This window comes from Sinosporangium siamense, from assembly GCF_016863435.1.
Classification (GTDB): domain Bacteria; phylum Actinomycetota; class Actinomycetes; order Streptosporangiales; family Streptosporangiaceae; genus Sinosporangium; species Sinosporangium siamense.
On record NZ_BOOW01000028.1, the window covers coordinates 26,677 to 47,150 of the forward strand.

Consider the following 20,474-nt stretch of genomic DNA (forward strand, 5'->3'; position numbering starts at 1 on the left):
GTCCTCCCCGGCCGCCGAGAGTTCGGCCCGCAGCAGACCGGTGAGGTGGTCGAGGGTGAGCGTGCCGTCCGCGCGGTGGAGCGTGGCGATGGTCGCCCAGGCATACGGGTTGACGGCACGTGAGCTGGAGGTCGCCCACCTGGTGGCCCGGGGGCTGCCGACCGGTGAGATCGCCGCCGAGCTGTTCGTCTCCCCTCACACCGTGCGCGACCACCTCAAGGCCGCCTTCCGCAAGACCGACGTATCCGTCCGGGGCGAACTCGTCGCCCGCCTGTTCGCCTGACCGTTGAGCCGGCTTTCCGTGGACGCCGAGCGGCTACCTGCCGCAGAACCTCGCCCTCGACACCGCGCTCCGCGCCGGCCAGGCGCTGGGCAGGCACGGGAAGTGGTGTCGCGCACCGGGACCACCCCGCTTCGTCCGCGACTGTCGTGAAATTTTCCATGTGCGGATAGGAAATTGATTCGGCTAGCCTCGGCCGCGAGCCTGGCATCACCTACGGGCCGGGGTACGGCAAAGCCCTGGCCGAGCACATCGTGCACGGCACGAGTGACCTGACATCGTTGGACGACTGGCGCCCGGACCGCTTCGGCGACCGGTTCACCACCCAGCGCCAGGTGGCCGAGGCCCTGGACACCGCCTGACCTTGACTGAGGTCTTGGGTGGCGAGCCCAACGGGGAGGGGATCGCTTCGGTTGCCGCGACGATGTGCCGCGGCGCGCGAGGCACGAGAATCCCGGGTGGCGCAGCGAAGAAAGGAAGGCTCGTATGCCCAGCACGCTGATCATCCGAGGGGGAACGGTCTATGACGGGACCGGCACCCCTGGGCGTTTGGCCGATGTCGCGGTTGAGGGGGACCGGATCCTCGGAGTCGGTCACATCCCCGACTCGGAAGGGGCCGTGGTGCTTGACGCGACGGGGTGCGCTGTCGCCCCCGGGTTCATCAACGTGCTGAGCCATGCCTACTTCACGCTTCAGCAGGACCCGCGCGGACTGTCCGACCTCTACCAGGGCGTGACGACTGAGATCTTCGGCGAGGGACTCTCCATGGGGCCGGTCGCCGGGCGCATGCTGGAGTCGGTCCCGGTCGGCAAGGTCGAGGCCGACGGCACGCAGCTCGGCTGGCCGAGGCTTGCGGACTTCCTCAACCACATGTCGTCTGCGGGGGTCGCTCCGAACATCGCCAGCTTCGTCGGGTCGCACAACCTGCGCATGCTCGGCGCCGGGAACGACCACCGGCCGCTCACGCGGGCCGAACTGGACGCGGCGGCGGCCCTCCTCGACGAGGAGCTCTCCGACGGGGCGCTGGGTGTGGGCTCGGCGCTCATCTACCCGCCGGACAGCTACTCGTCCACCGAGGAACTCATCAGTCTCATGCGCGTGCTTGGCCGGCACGACGCCCTCTACATCTCGCACATCAGGAGCGAGGCCGATCGCCTGGTCGAGGGCATCGAGGAGATCCTGCGCATCGGCCGCGAGGCCGAGACACGCGTGGAGGTCTATCACCTCAAGGCCGCAGGCCGCGACAACTGGCACAAGATGAAGCTCGCGATCGACCTCATCGACGCGGCCCGTGCGACCGGTCAGCCGGTGACCGCCGACCTCTACCCCTACGAGGCGGGCAGCACCGCGCTGGCGTCGGTCATCCCGCCGCCGTTCCACGCGGGCGGCCAGGACCGGCTGCTGGAGCGGCTGCGCGACCGCGGGGCCCGGGAGGAGATGAAGGCCGCCATCCGCCGCCCCTCGGCCGAGTGGGAGAACCTCTACCTCGTCACGGGCGGGCCCGACCAGGTGCTGCTGCTGTCCAACGCCGCCGACGGCTCACCCACCGCGGGGAAGACCCTGGCCGAGGCCGCGGCCCGCGCCGGGGTGGACGACCCGGTCGAGCACCTGCTGGACCTGGTGCTGGGCAACCCGGAGATGATGGCGGCCTACTTCATGGGCCACCAGGACAACATCCGGCTGGCGCTGAGCCGCCCCTGGGTGTCGATCTGCTCGGACTCCGAGTCGGTGCCGGCCGAGCCGCCGTTCTCCGACCTGCCGGTGCATCCCCGGGCATATGGCAGCTTCGCCAAGATCCTTGGGCAGTATGTCCGTGACGAGGGCCTGCTCACCTTGGAGGAGGCTGTGCGCCGGATGACCTCGCTTCCGGCAGACACCCTCCGGCTGGCGGGGCGCGGACGCATCGCCTCCGGCGCCTACGCCGACCTCGTCGTCTTCGACCCGGCGACGATCCGCGACCACGCGACCTACGAGGATCCCCATCAGTACGCGACCGGTGTGCGCCACGTGGTGATCAACGGAACCGCCGCCCTGCGGGACGGCACACCCACCGGCGCCCTGCCAGGCCGCGCGCTGCGTCGTGGTCAGGGCTGAGAGCCGGGACCGGTTGTGAGGAAGGCTCGGGGGCTAATAATCGCCGGCTAGGCCCTTTCAGGCCCGCCTGGAGTCGAACCAGGAGAAGGAAGCCCTCGAATGGCCTCACAACCGGAACGCGAGGAAAGCGGAGAGACTAAAACAGTCTGTGCAGAGATGAGAAGGAAGCCGTCTCCATGGCCTCGCGCGGCTTCACCGTATCAGGCGGGGATCAGTTCGTGCAGCGTCCCCGGCGTGTAGATCCGTGACCCCGGGGGCAGGTCGGCCGGGGCCTCCAACCCGATGTAGGTGGTGTGCCCGGCCGACGGGCTCTTCGCGCGCAGCAGGCCGGCCAGGTAGCGGACGCCCAGGTAGTCGCGCTCCACGATCGAGCGCACCAGCAGGGAGGTGGTGACACGGTGGCCTTCCACCTGGTTGAAGCCGGGATGTCCCTTGAGGTAGAGGTGCAGCCACTTGACTCGCCACCCGCCGGCACGTTCTCCTTCATCGTCACCCTCGCCGTCACTGTCACTGTCGCGGAGGAAGACAAGCGGCAGGGCCACCCTGCCCGACCCGCGCAGGTCGGACTTCATCCGCACGGTGCGCGGCTCGAACGGCCTGCCCTTCTGCTCGGTCTCCCTGCTCATGTACCCGAAGAACGCCTCGGCCGCCTCGTCGAACCGCTCCCCGGCATAGATGTCGACCTGGGGAATGATGATCGTCCGGGTCGCGTCGGCCAGGCGGATGTCGATGAACTCCGACGCGCCGCGGGCCGCCTGCGTGAGGTCGCCTGAGTAGGTGGCGAAGCCGTTGCCGTGGTTCGTCCACGAGACATGCTCGGCGTCGCCGTACGAGTCGTTGAGCATGAGCGCCGACAGGTCGTAGTCCGTGCGCCGCTCGGCCTGGCGCCAGTGCACGAAGAACCTGAGCAGTTCGCCCTCCACTGCGGAGATGGATCCGCGGGGCAGCACACCGAGCCCGGGTGCGACGGCCTTGCCGGAGAGCGGCAGGGCGACGCCGAGCACATCGGGGTCGACGATCAGCTCGCCGGGGTCGGGAAGGCGCCGGGTGATCTCCTCGTCCAGCATGGTGAGCGCCTGCTCAAGGACCTCCTTCTCCAGAGGCGACCGGGTGTCGGCAGCCGCCCACGCCCTGCCCTGCCGGTTGGCGAAGACGCGGCCGGCGGCGGGGGAGAGGCGGTTCTGGAGATGTTCGCGGAGGGACAGCAGCACACGGCAGGAGGCACCCCCGGCGGCTCGTTCCGCGGCGTCGAGTACGGCGGAAGCCGAGTGGCCGATGCGCAGCAGATGGTCGAGGCGGCGCAGGAGGGCACCGGGCGCCTTTTCCAGCAGCGCGACGGCGTCGCCCGCCCGGCCCTCGCCCAGCGCGGCCTCCACGCGGCTGTCGAGACCGGCGGCCCGGCGTGTGCCCCTGGCCACCTCGAAGACGTGGGCCGCACGCGGGAACCGCGGATATTCGTGCGGGTGCAGCCGCTCGCCGAGCCTCTTCCACTGCTCCCGGTGGCGTGGCACGTCCCCGAGCCTGGCCGCCCCGGCGACGCCGTCCAGCGCCGCCAGCAGGGCGCGGCGCTCGGCGCGGCGGAACGAGCGGAACCTGGTGCTCTCGGCCAGCGTGACGTCCCCGCCGGAGGCGCCGCAGGCGAGCCGCAGCACGTCGGTCACCGTGTCGACGAGCAGCGGACGACCGGCGGCCAGCCGCGCCTCGTTGACGACCGCGCGGTTCTCACGCACGGGGATGCGCTCCGGCTCGCCGGCGCAATACAGCGCCAGCCCGCGCAGCACCACCAGGTCCTCGGCGGCGAGCGGCGTCTCCGAGCCCGCCAGCGAGAAGTAGAGCTCACGGGCCTCCGACTCCAGGCTTCCACCGAGGCCGAGTACGGTGACCCGATCGCCGGCCAGCGGGATCAGCTCGGCGTGGGCGGCCAGCAAATCGGTGTAGGAGTGCTGGTAGCTGCCGTAACCCGGCAGGGTCAGCAGGTCGAGCGTCGGCGTCGGCACCTGGTCCGCGGAGGTGTCGCCGACCATGGTCTTCCGCATCAGTCCCGCCCAGAACTCCACGGTGTCTGGCACGTTGGCGGGGAAGTCGATGAAGTAGGCGTTGTGCTGGACGTGGTCGCCCACCAGGGTGCGGACGGCGGCCAGCACCCGCACCCCCAGATCCACCACGTCCTCGCCCGGCAGCTTCGCCAGGCGGTCGAGCAACTCCGCCGAGCAGGTGAAGCCGACGCTCAGCAGCGCGGCGTCGAGCTGGCGTGCTGCGACCTCCCCCCACCCCGGCGTCGAGCCCTCAAGGGCCTCGACGGGAACGCGAAGCCGTCGGGAAATGACGAGGCTTTCCAGATTCTTCACGAGCGCACCTTATAAGCGAATCATGCCGGGATTCTGCGGGTTTTCCGAACGTTTCGATCATGGAGTGCCCGGGGCCGGTTCAGAGGGGGGAGCCGACGGCGCTCAGGTAACGGGCGCCGAGTGTTCGCAGGTGGGTGACGAGGCCCGGGGGAGAGGTGACGCGGAAGTCGAGGCCGAGCATGCCGATGTAGACGGCTATGGTCTCCAGGCTGTCGCCGCCGGTCACAAGCACGCAGGTCTCGTCGTCGAGGGGTTCGACGACCCCTACGGCGGCGTGGATGCGGGCGAGGACCTCGCCGGCGGGGGCGAGGACGGTGATGCGGGCGTGGACCTTCCAGCCGGTCGCGGCGACGTTTCGCAGGACGAAGGCCGTGTAGTCCTCGTCGGGCAGGGGACAGGGGGTGAAGACGCGACCGGTCGGGCCGAGCGGGGTCGTCCAGTCGACGCGGTAGGCGGCCCATGTCGCGTCTTCCGGGTCGCGTCCGACGAGATACCAGCGGCGGCGCCAGTTCACCAGGCGGTAGGGCTCGACCAGCTTGCGGCCCGAGGGTGCCGAGGGTGTCCCGTCGAACGCGTCCTCCGCCTCGGTGGGGACGAGGTAGTCGAACCGCAGCCAATGGCGGTCGCGGATCGCCGAGGCGATCGCGGTGAGGCTCGTGGTGTCGACCTCGGGATCGTCGACGTTCGTGTCGAGGTTCTCCGGCGCCTTCGAGGTGGAATCGTACAAAGCGGCGATCTGGCGGCGCAGCCGGTGCGGCAGCATCTGGTCCAGCTTGGTCAGGGCACGCGCGCTGCTCTCGGCGATGCCGCTGACGCCCGTCCCCGCCCGCAGGCCGATCGCGACGGCGACGGCCTCCTCGTCGTCCAGCAGCAGCGGCGGCAGCTTCGCGCCGGGGCCGAGCCGGTAGGCGCCGGTGGGGCCACGTCCAGCTTCGACCGGATAGCCGAGTTCGCGCAGCCGGTCGATGTCGTTGCGGATCGTGCGGGTGCTCACTCCGAGGCGTTCGGCGAGTTCCCGGCCCGGCCAGTCGGGCCGGGACTGGAGCAACGACAGGAGAGCGAGCAGCCGGGAGGACGTTTCCAACATTGCTTGAGTATGGCGTGAATAGCGGAATCAAGTCTTCCTATATGCCTCCTACCTTGGGTTTCATGACGAAGACGCAGAACCCCGCTGAGATCCGCCCCTTCCACATCGAGATCTCCGAGGCCGAGATCGACGACCTCCGGCACCGCCTCGCCCGCACCCGGCTGCCCCGCCCGTCGGCGGCGGACGACTGGGCGCTCGGCACCCCGAACGGGTATCTGCGCGAGACCGTCGAGTACTGGCGTGAGTCCTTCGACTGGCGCGCGCAGGAGGAGCGCATGAACTCGGTCCCGAACCACCTCACCGAGATCGACGGCCAGACGATCCACTTCGTCCACGTGCCGTCCGCGGAGAAGGACGCGACGCCGCTGCTGCTCCTGCACACCTACCCGGGCTCGTTCGCCGACTACCTCGACATGATCGCCCCGCTCACCGACCCGGTCGCCCACGGGGGCCGCGCCGAGGACGCCTTCTCCGTCGTCGTCCCCTCGATCCCCGGCTTCGGCTTCAGCACCCCGCTGGAAGGGGCAGGCTGGACGCAGGAGAAGGTCGCCCGCACGCTCGACGTCTTGATGCGGCGCCTCGGCTACGACTCCTACGGCGTACACGGCAGCGACATGGGCGCGATGATCGCGCGGGAGTTCGGGTTGTGGAACCCGCCGGGGTTCCTCGGGCTGCACGTGCTGCAGTTGTTCTCGTTCCCGTCGGGCGACCCGGCGGAGTTCGAGGGGTTCGGGCCGAAGGAATATGCGGCGCTGGAGCACATGCAGTGGTTCCAGTCCGTCGGCGGCTACAACACGATGAACGCCTCCCGACCGCAGACCGTCGCCGCCGCGATCGCCGACTCTCCTGTAGGCCAGCTGGCCTACAGCGAGTTGTTCAACTCCTTCGGCAACGGCACCAGCCTGGTCACCCGCGACCAGATCCTCACTCAGGTCTCGCTCTATTGGTTCACCAACACTCAGGCGACGGCGAGCCGGTATTACTACGAGCAGGCCCGCGCCGAGGTCAAGCACGAGGTGAACTCCGCCCCGACCGGCGTCGCGGTCTTCGCTTCGGACTTCCAGACCGTCCGGGCCTTCGCCGAGCGCGACAACAGCGACATCGTGCACTGGAACGAGTTTCCCGAGGCCGGTCACTTCGCTGCGATGGAGGCGCCCGAGACCGTCGCGGGGGACATCCGCGCCTTCTTCGCCGGCCTGCGCTCCGCCTAGGAAGTCTTAACCTTCGGGGTCGGGACCGGCGCCAGGGCCATCGCCTCGACCTCGACGTCGATACGTGCCTGATCGGCGTCCACCTTCAGGAACACGTCGCGGGCGCGCAGGGTCGCGCGCTCGGAATGGGCGACGACCATTTTGACCTCATTCATGGGCGAGTAATGCCGTCTTCTGCTGCGTGATTACGCAGATTCAGCCTACGCCTTCGGACCGGACTGGTATCGCGACCCGCTACCACCGCCACTGGCGGGCTGACTGTCATCGCGAGGTGTCAATCCTTCCTCCAGCGTGGTGACTCCTCACGGCGGGCGGTTGTCTGGAAAGTGCCCGCCGCAGATCGCCGCGGTGGTGGCTGCGATGGAAAGGGTCGTGCGAATGACAGATCAGGTACAGGTCGATCCCGTCTGGGCGGGTGGGCTCAGTCAGCGGGCTGGGGTCTCAGGCAGTTCGGGTGACTGGATACTCCGGGATTGCTCGCTAGCGCTTCCGCGGGCCGCGCTCACCGCGATCGTGGGACCGAGCGGTGCCGGGAAGACCTCGCTGATGTACTGCCTGAGTGGTCTGGATCGTCCGGATGAGGGCCGCGTGCTGCTCGACGGGACGGACATCTACGGGCTGGGCCGAGAGCGGCGAGCGAAGTATCTGCGCAACACCGTCGGGTTCGTCTTCCAGCAGTACAACCTGATTTCGTACCTCAACGTCGAGGAGAACGTGCTGCTGCCAGAACAGCTCGCAGGTCGCCGGGTGCCCCGTGAGCAGGTGACGGCGATGCTGACCCAGTTCGGGCTGCAGGACAAGCGCAAGACCGTGGCGGGTGCGTTGTCCGGCGGTGAGCAGCAGCGGGTCGCTCTCTGCCGGGCGATGCTGTTGCGTCCGTCCATCGTCTTCGCGGATGAGCCGACTGGAGCGCTCGACAGCGCGAACTCGCAGTTGGTGCTGCGGATCCTGCGCGATCTGACCGTCCAGGGAACGACCGTGGTGATGGTCACGCACGATATCGACGCGGCAGCGTTGGCGGATCGGGTGGTGTTCATGCGTGATGGGTCGATCACGGGTGTTGCCGGACGTCTCGACGGCGATGCGATCCTTGCCCGGATGCGTCAGCTTCCGGTTGCCGGCGCTGCGTCGAGAGGGAACTGATCGTGCTGAAACACGTTCTTCGGATCTTCCGCAGCGACTTCTGGAGCTGGGTGCCGGCCATGGTCGTGATCGGGCTGGTGACCATGTTGATCGGCGCGTGCATGAATCAGTTCGTCTGGACGAACAGCGACGGGTTCGTCACCGCGGCGACGGATGCCGGGCTCGATCCGGCGGCGTTCGGAATTGTGTCGGTCACGATCTACGTCCTGGTAGCAGTCTTGTCGTTCTTCGCGCTGACGGTGGTCGGCTCGGCGACGGTCGAACGCACCCGCAACACCTTCGCGCAATGGCGGTTGGCCGGTGCGAGCCCACGCCAGATCCGCGTGAGCCTCTGGTCACTGGTCGGCCTGGCGAGCGTGGCCGGGGCGCTGCCCGGATCGCTGCTGTCCATCGGCCTCAGCGTCGCCGCTATTCCACTGTTCAACCAGATGGCAGCAGTGAGCTTTCCGGGCGGGACCGGCGGTTTCGAGCCGCCGGCGTTCCACCCATCGGCCCTTGCCTGGGCGGCCTCGTTCTCGCTCGGAGTCGTCACCTGCATGCTCGGAGCATTGCTGCCGTCGAGGCGTGCTGCCGGCGTCGAGCCTGTCGAAGCGGTGCGCGGCCTGGTGACGCGCAGACGCCGTGGAGTGTGGGCGCGCTGGGTGCTCGGCGGTCTGCTGCTCGCGGTCGCGTTCACGCTGGCGTTTGCGGGCGCGCTCGCCCCTGCTCACCCCGAGGTCGGTGTCGAAGCCACCGGAATGGTGAACGCAGCGATCCAGGCCGGCCTGTTCGCCGCCGGTGGCGTTTATGTGCTCGGAGCCGAACTCGCCCCCGCCGTGCTCGCGCTCGCCCGAACACTCCTGCGCCCGTTCCGAAGCGCCGCCGTCGGAGTGCTGGCCACCCGCTCTGCTCGGGCGAACGTCGACACGAACGCGAACATGATCGCACCCCTCGCAGCCGCGATCGGACTCGCCGGCGTGATCTTCAGCGTCGTCCAGTCTTACCAGGTGACAATGCGCGAAGCAGGGTTCCCGCAGTCATCTTCCAACTATTCCGACACCGTCGTCATGACCGCGTTGTTTGGCTTCGTCTGCTTGCTGACGAGCGTCGCCGTCATCACCCTCTCGGGCCGGGATGCCGTCCGGGAACAGGCGCTCCTGCGCACCGCAGGCATGACACCGCGACAAGTCTTCGCGCTGACGGGCTGGCAAAGCTTCCTGCTTGCGCTCTGCGCGGCCGTGTTCGCGCTCGTTCCCCTCGGCATCGCGGGCATCCTGCTCATGTCACGCTCGAACCTGCTCGTAGGGCATCCGGTCCTCAATGTCCCCTGGATCGGGCTGACCCTCGCCGTGCTCGCCTGCTGGGGCACCGTGTTCATCGTCCAGTGGGTGCAGATCGCCTCCTGGGTGCGCCGAGAAAACGCCCTCAGTCTCAGGAGGGCCTAGCATGTCCAGCTACGAAATCGGACCCCGGCCGAATGACACTAATCGCAGGAAGGAATGGTTGCATGGGAGGGGGGAAATGAGCGAACAGACCAGACGCACACCGCGCAGCAGCGTGCAGACCCTCTGGCCGTCGCTCGGTGACTGGGTGCAGCAATCCACCCTCGCTCCGGCACGCCCGACCATCGGCGCGATCGTCTCCGTCCTGCTCTGCACCAGCTATCAAACGCTCCTAGCCACCCGTCTCCTGTTCGCCGGAACCACGCTCGACGGAAACGCCTACACCTACACCCGCGTCTGGTACGGGGCCCTGATCGTCGCGTCCATCACCATCGGCGCGGCAGTGCTGCTGATCTGGCGATCCCGGCAGCCTCTGGCGGTGCTCCTGATCGAGTGCGTGCTCTATGCCACGGCCTCGGCTGTCGGGATGAGCAACTACCTGCTGTTCCCGCTCCTGTTCGCTCTGTTCAGTTGCGTCGCCCGTCCAACTGCGTGGCAGGTAGCCGCCGGGCTCGGATCGGTGTGGGCGGTCATGACGTTCAGCGCATTCGCCTCCCCGACGTCTGCAGGCTTCGCCCTGGAATACCTGGGCCAGCTCCTCACCGCGCTCGCGACCACTGCGATGGCCGTCGCGGCCCGGAGCGTGCACAGTTGGCAGCGCTCCCGGAAACACGTCCTGGAAGGAGAACGCCGCTCTCAACGGCTCGCGCGGCAACGGGATCGAGCTGTGTCCCGCACCCGGATCGCCGCCGAGCTGCACGACAGCGTTGGTCACGGCCTGACGACGATCATTGCCCTGGCCGAGGGGCTAGCCGGCACGACAGGCGACCCGGATGTCGACGAAGCTTTGGCCGGGATCAACACGGTGGCCAGGGAGAGCTTGGAAGACACCCGGCACGCGGTCCGGGCACTCGCGGACACCGAGGACGAGGGTGAAGAAAATGCCGGCAGTGAACTCGCAACTGACCGGAGTCCATCCGGCGATGCCCCCCGCGGTTCCGTGACGTCGCTGCACAAGTGGGCCGAGATCCTTCCCATGCTCGGGCGTGTTCGTGCTCTCGGTGTGACCGTCGTCTTCACTGAGACCGGCCGACGTTCACCGAACATGTGCCACGCTGATCTGTGCTTCGCCGTCACGCGAGAGGCCGTCACCAACGCGATCCGCCACAGCGACGGACTACGGCAGCTCGCCGTGTCCTGGGACCACGAGGCCGACCGCGCGACAACCGTGACAGTGCGCAGCATCGCCGACCCACCGGCCAAGACGACCGGCTGTTCGGCTCCGTCTCCACCAGGCACCGGGCTGCGCCGATTGCAGCTCGCGGTCGAGGAAACCGGCGGCACCATGTCCTACGGGCAGGCGACAGACGATGAGTGGGTCGTGAGAGCGGTCGTGCGAGCCGCAAGCGACACCGCTCTCGCGGCACCGCCGAACCGCTCCGACCTTCGGGAGGAGAACCCGTGACCAGTCCCATCGAGACAGGCACTTCCCGGATCAGCGTCATGCTGGTCGACGACCAGCGCCTGGCGCGCACAGGGTTCGCCCTCATGCTGCGAAAATCACCCGACATCGACGTCATCGCGGAAGCAGGAGACGGGCAGGAAGCACTCGACATTCTCGCGCAGCGAGCAGACGAACGTCACAACCTCCCCGACGTCGTGCTCATGGACGTGCGGATGCCCCGGATGGACGGCATCGAGGCAACCCGCCGGATCGCCGCCACGCACCCGTCGGTCAAGGTTCTCGTGCTCACCACCTACGACGAAGACGACTATGCGTTCGGCGCTCTCGCCGCGGGAGCCTCGGGCTTCCTCCTCAAAGACGTGCGTGCGCCGCAACTCATCGCTGCCGCCCACTCCGTGGCGCAGGGCGACGCGATCCTCACGCCCAGAGTCACCAGGCAGGTCATCGAACGCGGTGTGCCACGCGCACTCCCCGCGGCTCAACGCGAACGCATACAGAAGCTCTTTCGCACTCTGAGTCCGCGTGAAACCGACATTGCGCGGCTGATCGCAGACGGCTTCTCCAACGCAGAGATCGCCGACCGCCTCGTCATCCAGCAAGCATCAGTCCGCCGCAATGTCAGCAGAATCCTCGCCAAGCTCCACCTCCGAGACCGCGTGCAAATCGCCGTCGCGTGGTACAAGAGCGGCATGTAACAGGAAATCGTGGACGCTCCATCCGAGCGCCCTTCTACAAGAAGCCGAGCACCCCCGTGGAGGAGCGAAAGTAACTGCGTCCAGATCCGTTGTCTCCTCGCGGTTCTAGCGTACCGAGGGGGTCCACACAGGCGATTCAGTCGCTCCTATCAGTCTTCGGTATCCAGCGCAGTGCGAGCACGTGACCGTGGTGGCGAGCAGCAGCGCGAGCCCTGCGGCCATCGCGACCACGACGCGGGCCTCAAGGACACCGTCTCCCTGCTTCCTGGCGAGTCGGCGGAGATCATCACCCGGTTCGACGGCTATCGGGGCCGCTATCTCTTCCACTGCCATAACGCCGAACACGAGGACATGGGCATGATGGCCAACCTCGAAATCGTCTGAGGACGTCTATCTCACGGGCATCTACCTGCGATCCGACCTCGGCCTCTCCCGTGCTGAACGCCGCGCTGCTCGCTCTGCCCGGTGCCGCGGTGCTACGGGGCGCCGCCGCCGCCGAAGTGGCACGTCACCAGTGCCGCCGTCGTCCCGATCCGCTCGATGATCGCGGGTGTGATGACGCCGCGCGAGAGCACCCGGAAGCCGGCCAGATGCAGGTGGACGGGGTGATGGACCTCGGCGATCAGCCGCCACACCTCGACGTCGCCGAGACCGGTGGTGACGTCGGAACGGGCCGGGTCGAACGGCAGGCCGCCGATCAGCAAGCCGTGACCACCGTGCATGCGACCGGTGCGGAAGGCGAAGTCGCGCACCCTGACAGCCTCCGACCGGCGCCAGGACGGCACATCGTCCGAGAGAGTGCGGGGGATGCGGCTGTCGTCGGTGGCCTTGCGCGCCACCCGGAAGGCCATCACGTCGCGGGTGCGCCCCGAGCCCAGCGCCATCAACGCCCTGATCAGCGCGGGCCTCGGCGTCGGCCTCAGCCCCGACATCGCCCGGCACGCCGCCGGCCAGATCCCCACCGCCTGGATCGCCGTCGAGCACCCCGACTGCCGCCGCATCCTAACCCTGCTCTGGGGCGCCGGCAACCACCTCTCAACCGCCGCTCGCCTGATGCGCACCACGATCATCGACTGGAACTGGAACAACGGCTTCGCACAAGCGAAACGATGACGTCCCTGGCCCGCTATGCCCGCGTCTCTCCTGAGGCGCCGGCCCGCCGACAGGAAGGCCGCGACCCTGCCGGTCGCAGGCGGTGAGCGTCGGGCGGGGCACCTCCGCGGGCCCGCCTACACGAGGCCGGCTCCGCCGATGGGCGGGCAGGTGGTCAGTGCCAGGTCTTGATGCTCTGGGCGAGTGGTTCGGTCGGGTGGCCGAGGAGCCATCGCACCCTGAACACCGAGCCGGCACCCGATCCCACCATGTCCTGACACACCCTCACCCGACAAGTCGACGACGCCACTCAGAGTCTTCGCGTCCGAGGTCAGCCCCGGGCTCGCCGCCCGTTCGCCGCCTCGGCGACGACGGTCGCGATTCGGCCGGCCCGCGTTGCCGGCCGCGCCGCGCTGACGATCCACCACAGCATCTGCTTGCGGGCGCCCGGGGGGAAGCGGTCCCAGTTGGCTCGTGCCTGAAGGTGTTGGTCGAGCGAGGTGGCGAGGTCGGCGGGTTCTTGAAGGTCTTCGACTTGGTCGGAGATGATCCACCATCCGTTCGCCTTCGCCGCGTCGATCGCAGCTCGCCCGGCATCCGTCATGAGGCCGCGCCGTTCCATTTCGGCGGCACGTTGGCGGTTGAGCCGGGACCAAGGGCTCTTGGCTTTTCTGGGGGTGATCAGCTGGAGGCCGCGGTCGTCGTCGAGGAGGGTGTCGGTCGAATCGATCCACCCGAAGCAGATCGCTTCTTCGACTACTTCGGGGTAGGGGCATCGTGGTCGGCCGGTGTCGGTGCGCCACGAGCACAGCCACACGCCGCGGGTCGACGTGTGGTTTTGCTCGAGCCACGATCGCCATTGCGGCCGAGTCTCGACGTGGTAGATCGGGTAGTCGAACTTCCACGTGGCGGGGTGCTCGGACACCGGCGGTCGGGGTTGCGCAGAGGTCACGTTTGTCGTGTGTCGAGCGGAACAGCCACTTCCCGAATGGGAGTCTGTCATATCGCGGTTCATATCACGGCCAGGTGGCATCCTGCTGTTCCAGCCACTTCGAAATCGCTTGGTTTGTTTCTTCCGGCTTCTGTTATGGCCAGTTCGCTGTCGCTCATGATGGGCTCACCGAGTGGTGTTTCCGCTGACCGGAATAAGAGTGGGCGTGGGGAAGTCATATCGCTTTTCCAGTCTATCTTTTCTGAGTGATCGAGCGACAAGGGTTCCCGAAGACAGCGTCGGCGCACCCCTGATAGGCCGAGGGGTGTTCGCCTGCGGTCGACCTCGTCGGTGAGGTCATGCCACCATCTTGCCGACCGAAACTGGTCATTTCATGACCGGTTTTATTTTGCGCACTTACTTCAGAAACCCCTTGGGCAGTTCGCCCGGGGTCGCCTGGTGACCGTGTCGAGTGTCGGCCAAGGAGGACCCTCGCGCAGCGAGCGCAGGAGTTCCTCTGCGAATCGCCTCCCGTTCGGAAGCTGGTCGCCACGTTTCCAGCGCCAGGCTGCGACCATCGCGAGAACGAGCTGCCGGCACTCGTCCAGCAGTTCCTGGTCGACGTTCGGATAGTGCTCGCAGACCGCCTCGGCGACATGGGCGAGATCGAACTCGACGGGTCCACGGCAGCACGTCTCAAGGTCGATGAACAACGGGCCGTTCCTCGTGCCGAGCACATTGCCGGGATGCGGCTCGCCGTGGAGCAGCTGCTCCACGGCGCCGCGGTCCTCGATCGCCCGTCGCAGGCTTCCCAGCCTGCCGCTGAGGAACGCGCGGTCCGCGTCGGCGAGCTCCGGCGAGAGGTTCGGGTTGGCGACGACGGCTTCCGCCTCCGCGATGCGATCGGTGAACCGCGGGCTGGGCACGTCAACCTCGCGCATGCCGGCGTGCAGCCGCTCCAGCGCCTTGGCGTAGTCGACCGGTGAGGTGTGAGGTGTCACGGGTTCGTAGTAGGTCCACAGCGTCACCGCGAAGCCATCGCGCGTGCGCACAAGTGGGTCCACCCGGGGTTCCAAGAGGCCCGTCGGGCATCCGACCTGGGCGAGCCGTTCAGCGAGCTCGACCTCGAACTGTGCAGCTCCATGCCCCACAGGGGAGACCCGGGCCAGGACGTCGCACGGCGTCAGCCGCAGCGCCAGCCTGTTCGAGTTGTGGAGAACGATCGCGTCGTCGGCCGGCAGGCCGAGCGATGCGGTGACCGAGGTCGCAGCCGCGATCGCGCGAGTGATGTCGGTCGTCTCCACCCTCGAATCCTGGCATAGACGCACGAGGGCCGTGCCGGCCGGCGTGGCCAGGTGCGAACTATTGCGGCTCGGCACAGCAAGGGGACACGTGACCGCCGCACCGTCGATCTCCGGTTGCTACCGTACGGCGGGGCAGTGGGTGCCGCGCGGCGGAACCGCGAGCTCGGTGAGGTAACGGTCAACGGTGTTCTCCATGCAGGGTCCACTGGTGACGCTGCCGTGGCCCCAGCCGTTGTACGTCAGCAGCACGCCCTTCCGCCCGAACTGGCGGGCGACGGACGCGGCCCATCGGTGCGGCGTCGCCGGGTCGTGCAGCGCGTTCGACAGCAGCACGGGCGGGGCCTGGCGCGCCGTCGGCTTGAGGTGGTGCTGGGGGTTGGCGGTCGGCGCGCCGATGCAGGCGACCACCATCCGGAGTGGGCAGCAGGTATGGCATGTCAGGGGCGGCGGCGTTCATCCGCCGCACCAGGGATGTGTACTCCCGATGGTCCCGTAGGGGGAGGCGCCAGTCCGAGCAGAAGATCGGAGCGGCGGGCGGCAACGGGGACAACCTCGGCGCCGGGCCGTTCACCGGTGCACTCTTGTCCATCGTATCGATCTCCTTGGCCAGCCCCGTGAAGTCACCCTCATAGAACCGCCGGAAGGCGATCGCGTTGACCAGGTCGATCGACGACACGGTGGGGCCAAGCCTGCGCACCAGGTCCGGCGGGGTGGCCAGTCTGCCGCTCTCGGCGCGGGCCAGCAGTCCCTTCCAGACGGCTCGTACGTCGCGGCCATGCAGCGCACACCCGGCGTTGCTGCCGCACCACTCCACGAACTCGTCGAAGAGGTCCTGAGCGGCGGCCGCCCCGGTCTCCAGGAAGGTCCCCGTGCGGGCGACGCTGTGGTCCATCACGCTTTCCAGAACCATGGCCCGGACGTGACGCGGATATGTCTCGGCGTACTGGGAGCCGAGCATCGTGCCGTACGAGCTGCTGTGGAAGGTGAGCTTTTCCTCCCCGAGAGCCACACGAAGGGCCTCCAGGTCCTGGATCGACTGTGCCGAGTCGAGGTGGTCGAAGATTCCGTTCGGGTCTGCTGACGGCACTCGTCGCGCAGCTCCCGGTTGTACTTCACGGTGGCCTCGAAGTCGGCCTGGCTGGTCAGCTTCGGCGACGGACGGGCCGCGAGTTTCTCCGGTGGGCAGGTCACGGGGTTGCTGCCGCCGACGCCGCGGGGATCGAAGCTGACGATGTCGAACCTGCGGCGGACCTCGGCGCTGAAGCGCGTGATGCCGGTGCCCACCCGTTCGACGCCCGAGTCGCCGGGTCCGCCCGGGCCGAAGACCAAGGTGCCGACGCGCGTTTCCGGGACGGTCGCTGTGCGGCGGGCAACCTTGAGATCGAAGGCGGGCCCGTCGGGACGGGACCAGTCGACGGGCAGCCGGAGGGTCCCGCACTCCGCCCCCTTCCACGCCGCCCACTCTGATCGAGGACGCGCCGGGGAAGGCTCATTGGTTAAAGCGTGGAAGACAGGCAGGGCGGGGTACGGTCACCCGGTGGCGAGCAGGTCCCGGCAGGCCTCGCCGAGGACCTCGGAGGCGTGGTGACCCGCCGACTCGGGGGAGCGCCAGGTGATGAACCCGTCCGGGCGGATCAGAACCGCTCCGGTGCCGGTGATGCCGAACGCCGACATGCAACGTTTCTCGCGATCGACCAGGAACGACGACCCGCCCGCCGTGTCGTCCTCGGCGAGCCGGTATGCCGTGAGCGGCAATCCGTTGCGCTCGGCAACGCGGGTGGCGGCCTCGGTCCAGTCCGCGCCGTCGGGGCCGGCGATGAGCACCGGCCCGCCGGCCCACAGGTCCACCGTGGACACCCGCTCGCCGTCCCGTTCCAGCCACACATGCGCGGCCCGGCTGCCGGGGGTGCCGCTCGGGTGAAGCGGGTCCTCGACGGGCTCGCCCGGGCCGTAGCGGTAACCGAACTTCACCGTCACCTCGGGCAGCGGTTCGATCCTCCCCACCTCGGGAGGCAGCTCGGCGCCGAACCAGTCCCGGCCCGCGGCCAACGCCTGATCCACGGTCAGCCGGGCGACCGGCCGCCGCTCGGCGTCGTAGGTGTCCAGCAGCGCCGGGCCCGCCCAGCCGCGCAGGACATAGGCGAGTTTCCAGGCGAGGTTGGCGGCGTCCTGGATGCCGGTGTTGGCGCCATAGGCCCCGGACGGCGGCATGACGTGAGCGGCGTCCCCCGCGAGGAAGACCCGCCCCACGGCGAACCTGTCCGCCACGGCCGCCCTGACCTGCCACGGCATGACGTCCAGCGGCTCGACCGCCAGATCGGGCACACCCGCCGCCGCCCTGGCCAGCTCCACGCATCGGTCCGGGCCGAACTGCCCGGCGCTCTCCCCGCGGTCGGGGTGGTAGGACACGTGCAGCGCCATCTTGTCGCCGACCACACGCACCATTCCCGAAAAATCAGGGTTGTTGACCTGACAGATCGCGAAGCTCTTGCCGCTGAGCGCATCCCCGAGGTCGGCGCGGACCATGATGCCCACAACATGCTCCAGCACACCGGCACCGCTCATGGCGAGCCCCAAACGGGTGCGAATGGCACTGCCCGCGCCGTCGGCGGCGATCAGATAGTCGGCACCGACCGCCGTGCGGGTGCCGGTGGCCCGGTCCAGCAGGGTCGTCCGTACGCCGTCGGGCTCCTGCTCGAACGACTCAAGCTCGGTCCCGAAACGCAGGTCCGCGCCGAGCGCCTCCGTGTGCTCGCGGAGCACCGGCTCAAGCACGTCCTGCGACAGGACCGCGTCGTCGCAGGGGCTGACATCGGAGAACCCGTCCTCCGTGCCACGCGTGCCCGGCGGGGACAACCAGCGGAAATTCTCACTGGTCAGGCTTTCCGCCCACAGCAGCCCGGTGCCGGTGAGCCGCCAAGGGCCGGCCGCGCGCACGGACTCCTCCACCCCGGCGGCCCGGAACAGCTCCATGGAACGGGCGTTGTAGCCGGGGGTGCGCGGATGGATCGACGTGCCGGTATGGCGTTCGACCAGTGTCACGTCCACGCCGTGGCGGCGCAGGAACAAGGCGGCGGACAGTCCGACCAGGCTTCCGCCGACGATCAGTACTTGCGTGCGCTCTTCGGTCATGTCGTCAATCCTTTGGCTCGAAGGCGGCCAGCAGCCGGTGGAGCTCCTCGCTGAGACGGTCCTCGGCGCCGGCGGGCAGAGGCGGCCGGGTCACCATGCCGAGCACGAGATAGATGATCATCGTGGCCACGGCACCGGTGTCGAGATCGCTCCGCACACGCCCGTCGCGTTGAGCGGCCCGCAGCCAGTCGCCGATGGCGCCGTGCCAGCCCTCGTGCCAGACGGCGAGCATGGCCCGGAGCGTCGCGTCCTCGCGAGCGGCCCAGGTCATCTCGTTGAGCAGCCGGTAGTGCCCCGGCTCCGCGTCGGCGTGGCGGGCCAGCCCGGTGATCATCGTCTCCAGCGCGGCCAGCCCGTCGTCCCAGTCGGCGTCGAGCCGCAGCGGTGCCAGCATCTGCTCCTGAATCGTGTGCTCCAGCACGGCCCTGACCAGGTCGTCCTTGGTGGGGAAGTAGTAGTGCAGGGTGGCGACGGTGATGCCGGCCTCACCTGCGATGTCGCGGGTGCGCGCTCCCTCCAGACCGGAGCGGACCATCGCGCGATAGCCCGCTGCGATCAACCGCTCACGTTGCCTTGCCGATCGCGGCCCAGGTCTGGCGCGTTTGGCCGTCATGCGTCCGCCTCCACGTTTTCTATCACTTGATAGAAAAGTAGGGCGAGTAGGCCCACATGTCAATCAGTTGCTAGAAAACAACCTCTGACCTCGCGGAACGCCGCTCGCAGGGAGGTACGGCACAAGCCGGATCAAGCAGGCAACCGGGCGTCCTGACCGCGCCCGGTCACGCGAACCGGGAGTCGGTTCCGAGTCCTCGCAGCAGGGTGTCGACGATCAAGGTGGTCAGGGCGTCGACGTCACTCTCGGGGGAATGGCCCTGCGTCACCTCGTGAATGAGGGCGTAGTAGCAGCGCCGGGCCCACTCGATGTCGACGTCGGGCCGCAGCAGCCCGGTGGCCTGCGCGCGGCGGAAAAGCCGGTCGCACTTCTCCAGCACGTCGGCGTGCACCCGGGCGATCTCCGGATCCGCCGAGCCGGCGGCCCTGGTCATGGCGAAGCCCCAGCCGATCTTGACGCGGAGGACGTCGGCGGTCACCCGGTAGAGGACGACCGCGGGCGGCGCGGCGTCGGAGATCGCACCGTCGACGGCGGCGGCGAACTGCCCGGTGGCCCACCGGGTCAGGGCGTCGAGGAGTGCCTCACGCGTGGTGAAGCGCCGGTGGACGGTGGTGCGGGCGACACCGGCCGCCTCGGCGATCTGCTCCATGGTGGCCGTGGGATCGGCGGAGAGCACACGCTCGGCGGCTTCCAGGATCGTGCGCACCGTCCGCTCGGCGTCGGCGCGGAGCGGCTTGCCGCCTATGAGCAAGCGTTCATGCTGCGTCGTCACAGCCAAACACTACATCAAAGTGGCCATATCGGCCCGACTTGCGTCATCGTTGTCGCAAGTTATAGCTTTGCTGCATCACGAACGACGCAACGAGGAGATGGATATGGACTTGCGGCTGAACGGGCGGACCGCCGTGGTGACCGGAGCCGGCCGGGGGATCGGGCTCGCCACCGTCACCGCGCTGAGAGGCGAGGGCATGCGTGTCGTCGCGGCGGCGCGGACGATCACGCCGGAGCTCAAGGAACTGGGCGCGATCGGGATCCCGGTGGACCTGGGGGTGGCCGGCGGGCCGGAGCGGCTGATCGAGACGGCGCTGGCCGAGCTGGGCGAGCTGGACCTGCTCGTCAACAACGTGGGTGGGGGTGACGGCGGCGCGGTGGGCGGATTCCTGTCCTTCGACGACGACCAGTGGGCCGGGATGTATGGCCTGAACCTCTTCGCGGCGGTCCGCACGACCCGCGCCGCGCTGCCCAGCCTGGTGCGGCGGGGCGGCGCCATCGTCAACGTCTCGTCCAACACCGCTAGGCTCCCGCATGCCGGGCCCGCGCCGTACACCACGGCGAAGGCGGCGCTCACGGCACTCGGGAAGGCCCTCGCGGAGGAGTTCGGCCCTCAGGGGGTGCGCGTCAACACGGTGTCGCCCGGGCCGGTGCGCACCGCCATGTGGGAGTCGCCCGACGGTTACGGCGCCGAGCTCGCCGCCTCGCTCGGGCTGGAGCGTGAGCAGCTCGTGGCCGGGCTGCCCGGGGCGATGGGCATGACGACGGGACGGCTGGTGGAGCCGGAGGAGGTCGCCGCGTTGATCGCCTACCTGGCCTCACCGCTCGCGGGGAGCACCGCGGGCGCCGATCACGTCATCGACGGCGGGGCCATCAAGACGGCGTGA

Annotated in this window: 20 protein-coding genes and 1 pseudogene; 10 read left to right on the plus strand and 11 right to left on the minus strand. The window is 68.6% G+C overall.

The window, feature by feature from the left end:
• Positions 1–55: 55 nt before the first annotated feature.
• A complete protein-coding gene (locus Ssi02_RS21000) occupies positions 56–283 on the plus strand; it encodes a response regulator transcription factor (RefSeq protein ID WP_239129250.1) in 228 nt (75 codons plus the stop codon).
• Positions 284–766: 483 nt separating this feature from the next.
• On the plus strand, positions 767–2,374 hold the full coding sequence (locus tag Ssi02_RS21005; protein WP_204028004.1) for an N-acyl-D-amino-acid deacylase family protein: 1,608 nt from the start codon (positions 767–769) through the stop codon (positions 2,372–2,374).
• A 200-nt stretch (positions 2,375–2,574) separates the two neighbouring features.
• Here Ssi02_RS21005 and Ssi02_RS21010 read toward each other — a convergent pair whose 3' ends face one another.
• Both Ssi02_RS21010 and Ssi02_RS21015 read right to left on the minus strand, forming a co-directional pair.
• A complete protein-coding gene (locus Ssi02_RS21010) occupies positions 2,575–4,722 on the minus strand; it encodes a TerD family protein (RefSeq protein WP_204028006.1) in 2,148 nt (715 codons plus the stop codon).
• A 79-nt stretch (positions 4,723–4,801) separates the two neighbouring features.
• Positions 4,802–5,809: a helix-turn-helix transcriptional regulator gene (locus Ssi02_RS21015; RefSeq protein ID WP_204028008.1), complete on the minus strand. Its 1,008-nt coding sequence runs from the start codon at positions 5,807–5,809 to the stop codon at positions 4,802–4,804.
• 62 nt (positions 5,810–5,871) lie between these two features.
• Here Ssi02_RS21015 and Ssi02_RS21020 point away from each other — a divergent pair, with 62 nt between their 5' ends.
• Positions 5,872–7,020 (plus strand): epoxide hydrolase family protein, encoded by a 1,149-nt coding sequence (locus Ssi02_RS21020; RefSeq protein ID WP_204028010.1) that lies wholly within the window; start codon positions 5,872–5,874, stop codon positions 7,018–7,020.
• On the opposite strand, the gene Ssi02_RS21025 is transcribed toward Ssi02_RS21020, so the two are convergent.
• A complete protein-coding gene (locus Ssi02_RS21025; RefSeq protein ID WP_239129253.1) occupies positions 7,017–7,160 on the minus strand; it encodes a hypothetical protein in 144 nt (47 codons plus the stop codon). The two genes, Ssi02_RS21020 and Ssi02_RS21025, sit on opposite strands and share 4 nt — an antisense overlap.
• A gap of 238 nt (positions 7,161–7,398) precedes the next feature.
• On the opposite strand from Ssi02_RS21025, the gene Ssi02_RS21030 reads away from it, so the two are divergent.
• From Ssi02_RS21030 to Ssi02_RS38815, 5 genes are all read left to right on the plus strand, one after another.
• Positions 7,399–8,163 (plus strand): ABC transporter ATP-binding protein, encoded by a 765-nt coding sequence (locus tag Ssi02_RS21030; RefSeq protein WP_204028012.1) that lies wholly within the window; start codon positions 7,399–7,401, stop codon positions 8,161–8,163.
• 2 nt (positions 8,164–8,165) lie between these two features.
• Positions 8,166–9,587: an FtsX-like permease family protein gene (locus Ssi02_RS21035; RefSeq protein ID WP_204028013.1), complete on the plus strand. Its 1,422-nt coding sequence runs from the start codon at positions 8,166–8,168 to the stop codon at positions 9,585–9,587.
• Between the two features lie 76 nt (positions 9,588–9,663).
• Positions 9,664–11,049, plus strand: a complete 1,386-nt coding sequence (locus tag Ssi02_RS21040) for a sensor histidine kinase (protein ID WP_204028015.1) — start codon at positions 9,664–9,666, stop codon at positions 11,047–11,049.
• Positions 11,046–11,744 carry a response regulator transcription factor gene (locus Ssi02_RS21045; RefSeq protein ID WP_239129255.1) on the plus strand — a complete coding sequence of 233 codons (699 nt, stop codon included), beginning with the start codon at positions 11,046–11,048 and terminating at the stop codon, positions 11,742–11,744. The genes Ssi02_RS21040 and Ssi02_RS21045 overlap by 4 nt, the downstream gene beginning before the upstream one ends.
• 171 nt (positions 11,745–11,915) lie before the next feature.
• Positions 11,916–12,128, plus strand: a complete 213-nt coding sequence (locus Ssi02_RS38815) for a multicopper oxidase domain-containing protein (protein WP_239129258.1) — start codon at positions 11,916–11,918, stop codon at positions 12,126–12,128.
• A 92-nt stretch (positions 12,129–12,220) separates the two neighbouring features.
• Here the strand turns inward: Ssi02_RS38815 and Ssi02_RS21055 are convergent, their stop codons facing one another.
• Positions 12,221–12,496 (minus strand): multicopper oxidase domain-containing protein, encoded by a 276-nt coding sequence (locus tag Ssi02_RS21055; RefSeq protein WP_204028017.1) that lies wholly within the window; start codon positions 12,494–12,496, stop codon positions 12,221–12,223.
• A gap of 55 nt (positions 12,497–12,551) precedes the next feature.
• Here Ssi02_RS21055 and Ssi02_RS21060 point away from each other — a divergent pair, with 55 nt between their 5' ends.
• A complete protein-coding gene (locus Ssi02_RS21060; protein WP_204028019.1) occupies positions 12,552–12,857 on the plus strand; it encodes a type 2 periplasmic-binding domain-containing protein in 306 nt (101 codons plus the stop codon).
• 310 nt (positions 12,858–13,167) lie between these two features.
• On the opposite strand, the gene Ssi02_RS21065 is transcribed toward Ssi02_RS21060, so the two are convergent.
• From Ssi02_RS21065 to Ssi02_RS21090, 7 genes and pseudogenes are all read right to left on the minus strand, one after another.
• A complete protein-coding gene (locus tag Ssi02_RS21065) occupies positions 13,168–13,761 on the minus strand; it encodes a YdeI/OmpD-associated family protein (protein WP_204028021.1) in 594 nt (197 codons plus the stop codon).
• 428 nt (positions 13,762–14,189) lie between these two features.
• Complete coding sequence (locus Ssi02_RS21070) at positions 14,190–15,071, minus strand: phosphotransferase family protein (RefSeq protein ID WP_204028024.1); 882 nt, start codon at positions 15,069–15,071, stop codon at positions 14,190–14,192.
• A 117-nt stretch (positions 15,072–15,188) separates the two neighbouring features.
• Complete coding sequence (locus tag Ssi02_RS39850; protein WP_373870184.1) at positions 15,189–15,482, minus strand: alpha/beta hydrolase; 294 nt, start codon at positions 15,480–15,482, stop codon at positions 15,189–15,191.
• 325 nt (positions 15,483–15,807) lie between these two features.
• Positions 15,808–16,533, minus strand: a pseudogene (locus tag Ssi02_RS39855) (alpha/beta fold hydrolase); the annotation flags it as partial.
• Positions 16,534–16,601: 68 nt separating this feature from the next.
• Positions 16,602–18,203: an FAD-dependent oxidoreductase gene (locus Ssi02_RS21080; RefSeq protein WP_204028028.1), complete on the minus strand. Its 1,602-nt coding sequence runs from the start codon at positions 18,201–18,203 to the stop codon at positions 16,602–16,604.
• Between the two features lie 4 nt (positions 18,204–18,207).
• Positions 18,208–18,762 (minus strand): TetR/AcrR family transcriptional regulator, encoded by a 555-nt coding sequence (locus Ssi02_RS21085; RefSeq protein ID WP_204028029.1) that lies wholly within the window; start codon positions 18,760–18,762, stop codon positions 18,208–18,210.
• Positions 18,763–18,982: 220 nt separating this feature from the next.
• A complete protein-coding gene (locus Ssi02_RS21090; RefSeq protein ID WP_239129260.1) occupies positions 18,983–19,588 on the minus strand; it encodes a TetR/AcrR family transcriptional regulator in 606 nt (201 codons plus the stop codon).
• A 103-nt stretch (positions 19,589–19,691) separates the two neighbouring features.
• On the opposite strand from Ssi02_RS21090, the gene Ssi02_RS21095 reads away from it, so the two are divergent.
• Positions 19,692–20,474, plus strand: coding sequence for an SDR family oxidoreductase (locus Ssi02_RS21095; RefSeq protein ID WP_204028030.1), 783 nt, complete (start codon positions 19,692–19,694; stop codon positions 20,472–20,474).

Excerpts from the sequence above, each read along its gene's own strand:
- Ssi02_RS21005 (WP_204028004.1), top strand. The coding sequence starts at position 767 with ATGCCCAGCACGCTGATCATCCGAGGGGGAACGGTCTATGACGGGACC.
- Ssi02_RS21015 (WP_204028008.1), bottom strand. The coding sequence starts at position 5,809 with ATGTTGGAAACGTCCTCCCGGCTGCTCGCTCTCCTGTCGTTGCTCCAG.
- Ssi02_RS21020 (WP_204028010.1), top strand. The coding sequence starts at position 5,872 with ATGACGAAGACGCAGAACCCCGCTGAGATCCGCCCCTTCCACATCGAG.
- Ssi02_RS21025 (WP_239129253.1), bottom strand. The coding sequence starts at position 7,160 with ATGGTCGTCGCCCATTCCGAGCGCGCGACCCTGCGCGCCCGCGACGTG.
- Ssi02_RS21030 (WP_204028012.1), top strand. The coding sequence starts at position 7,399 with ATGACAGATCAGGTACAGGTCGATCCCGTCTGGGCGGGTGGGCTCAGT.
- Ssi02_RS21040 (WP_204028015.1), top strand. The coding sequence starts at position 9,664 with ATGAGCGAACAGACCAGACGCACACCGCGCAGCAGCGTGCAGACCCTC.
- Ssi02_RS21060 (WP_204028019.1), top strand. The coding sequence starts at position 12,552 with ATGCGGCTGTCGTCGGTGGCCTTGCGCGCCACCCGGAAGGCCATCACG.
- Ssi02_RS39850 (WP_373870184.1), bottom strand. The coding sequence starts at position 15,482 with ATGGTGGTCGCCTGCATCGGCGCGCCGACCGCCAACCCCCAGCACCAC.
- Ssi02_RS21080 (WP_204028028.1), bottom strand. The coding sequence starts at position 18,203 with ATGACCGAAGAGCGCACGCAAGTACTGATCGTCGGCGGAAGCCTGGTC.
- Ssi02_RS21095 (WP_204028030.1), top strand. The coding sequence starts at position 19,692 with ATGGACTTGCGGCTGAACGGGCGGACCGCCGTGGTGACCGGAGCCGGC.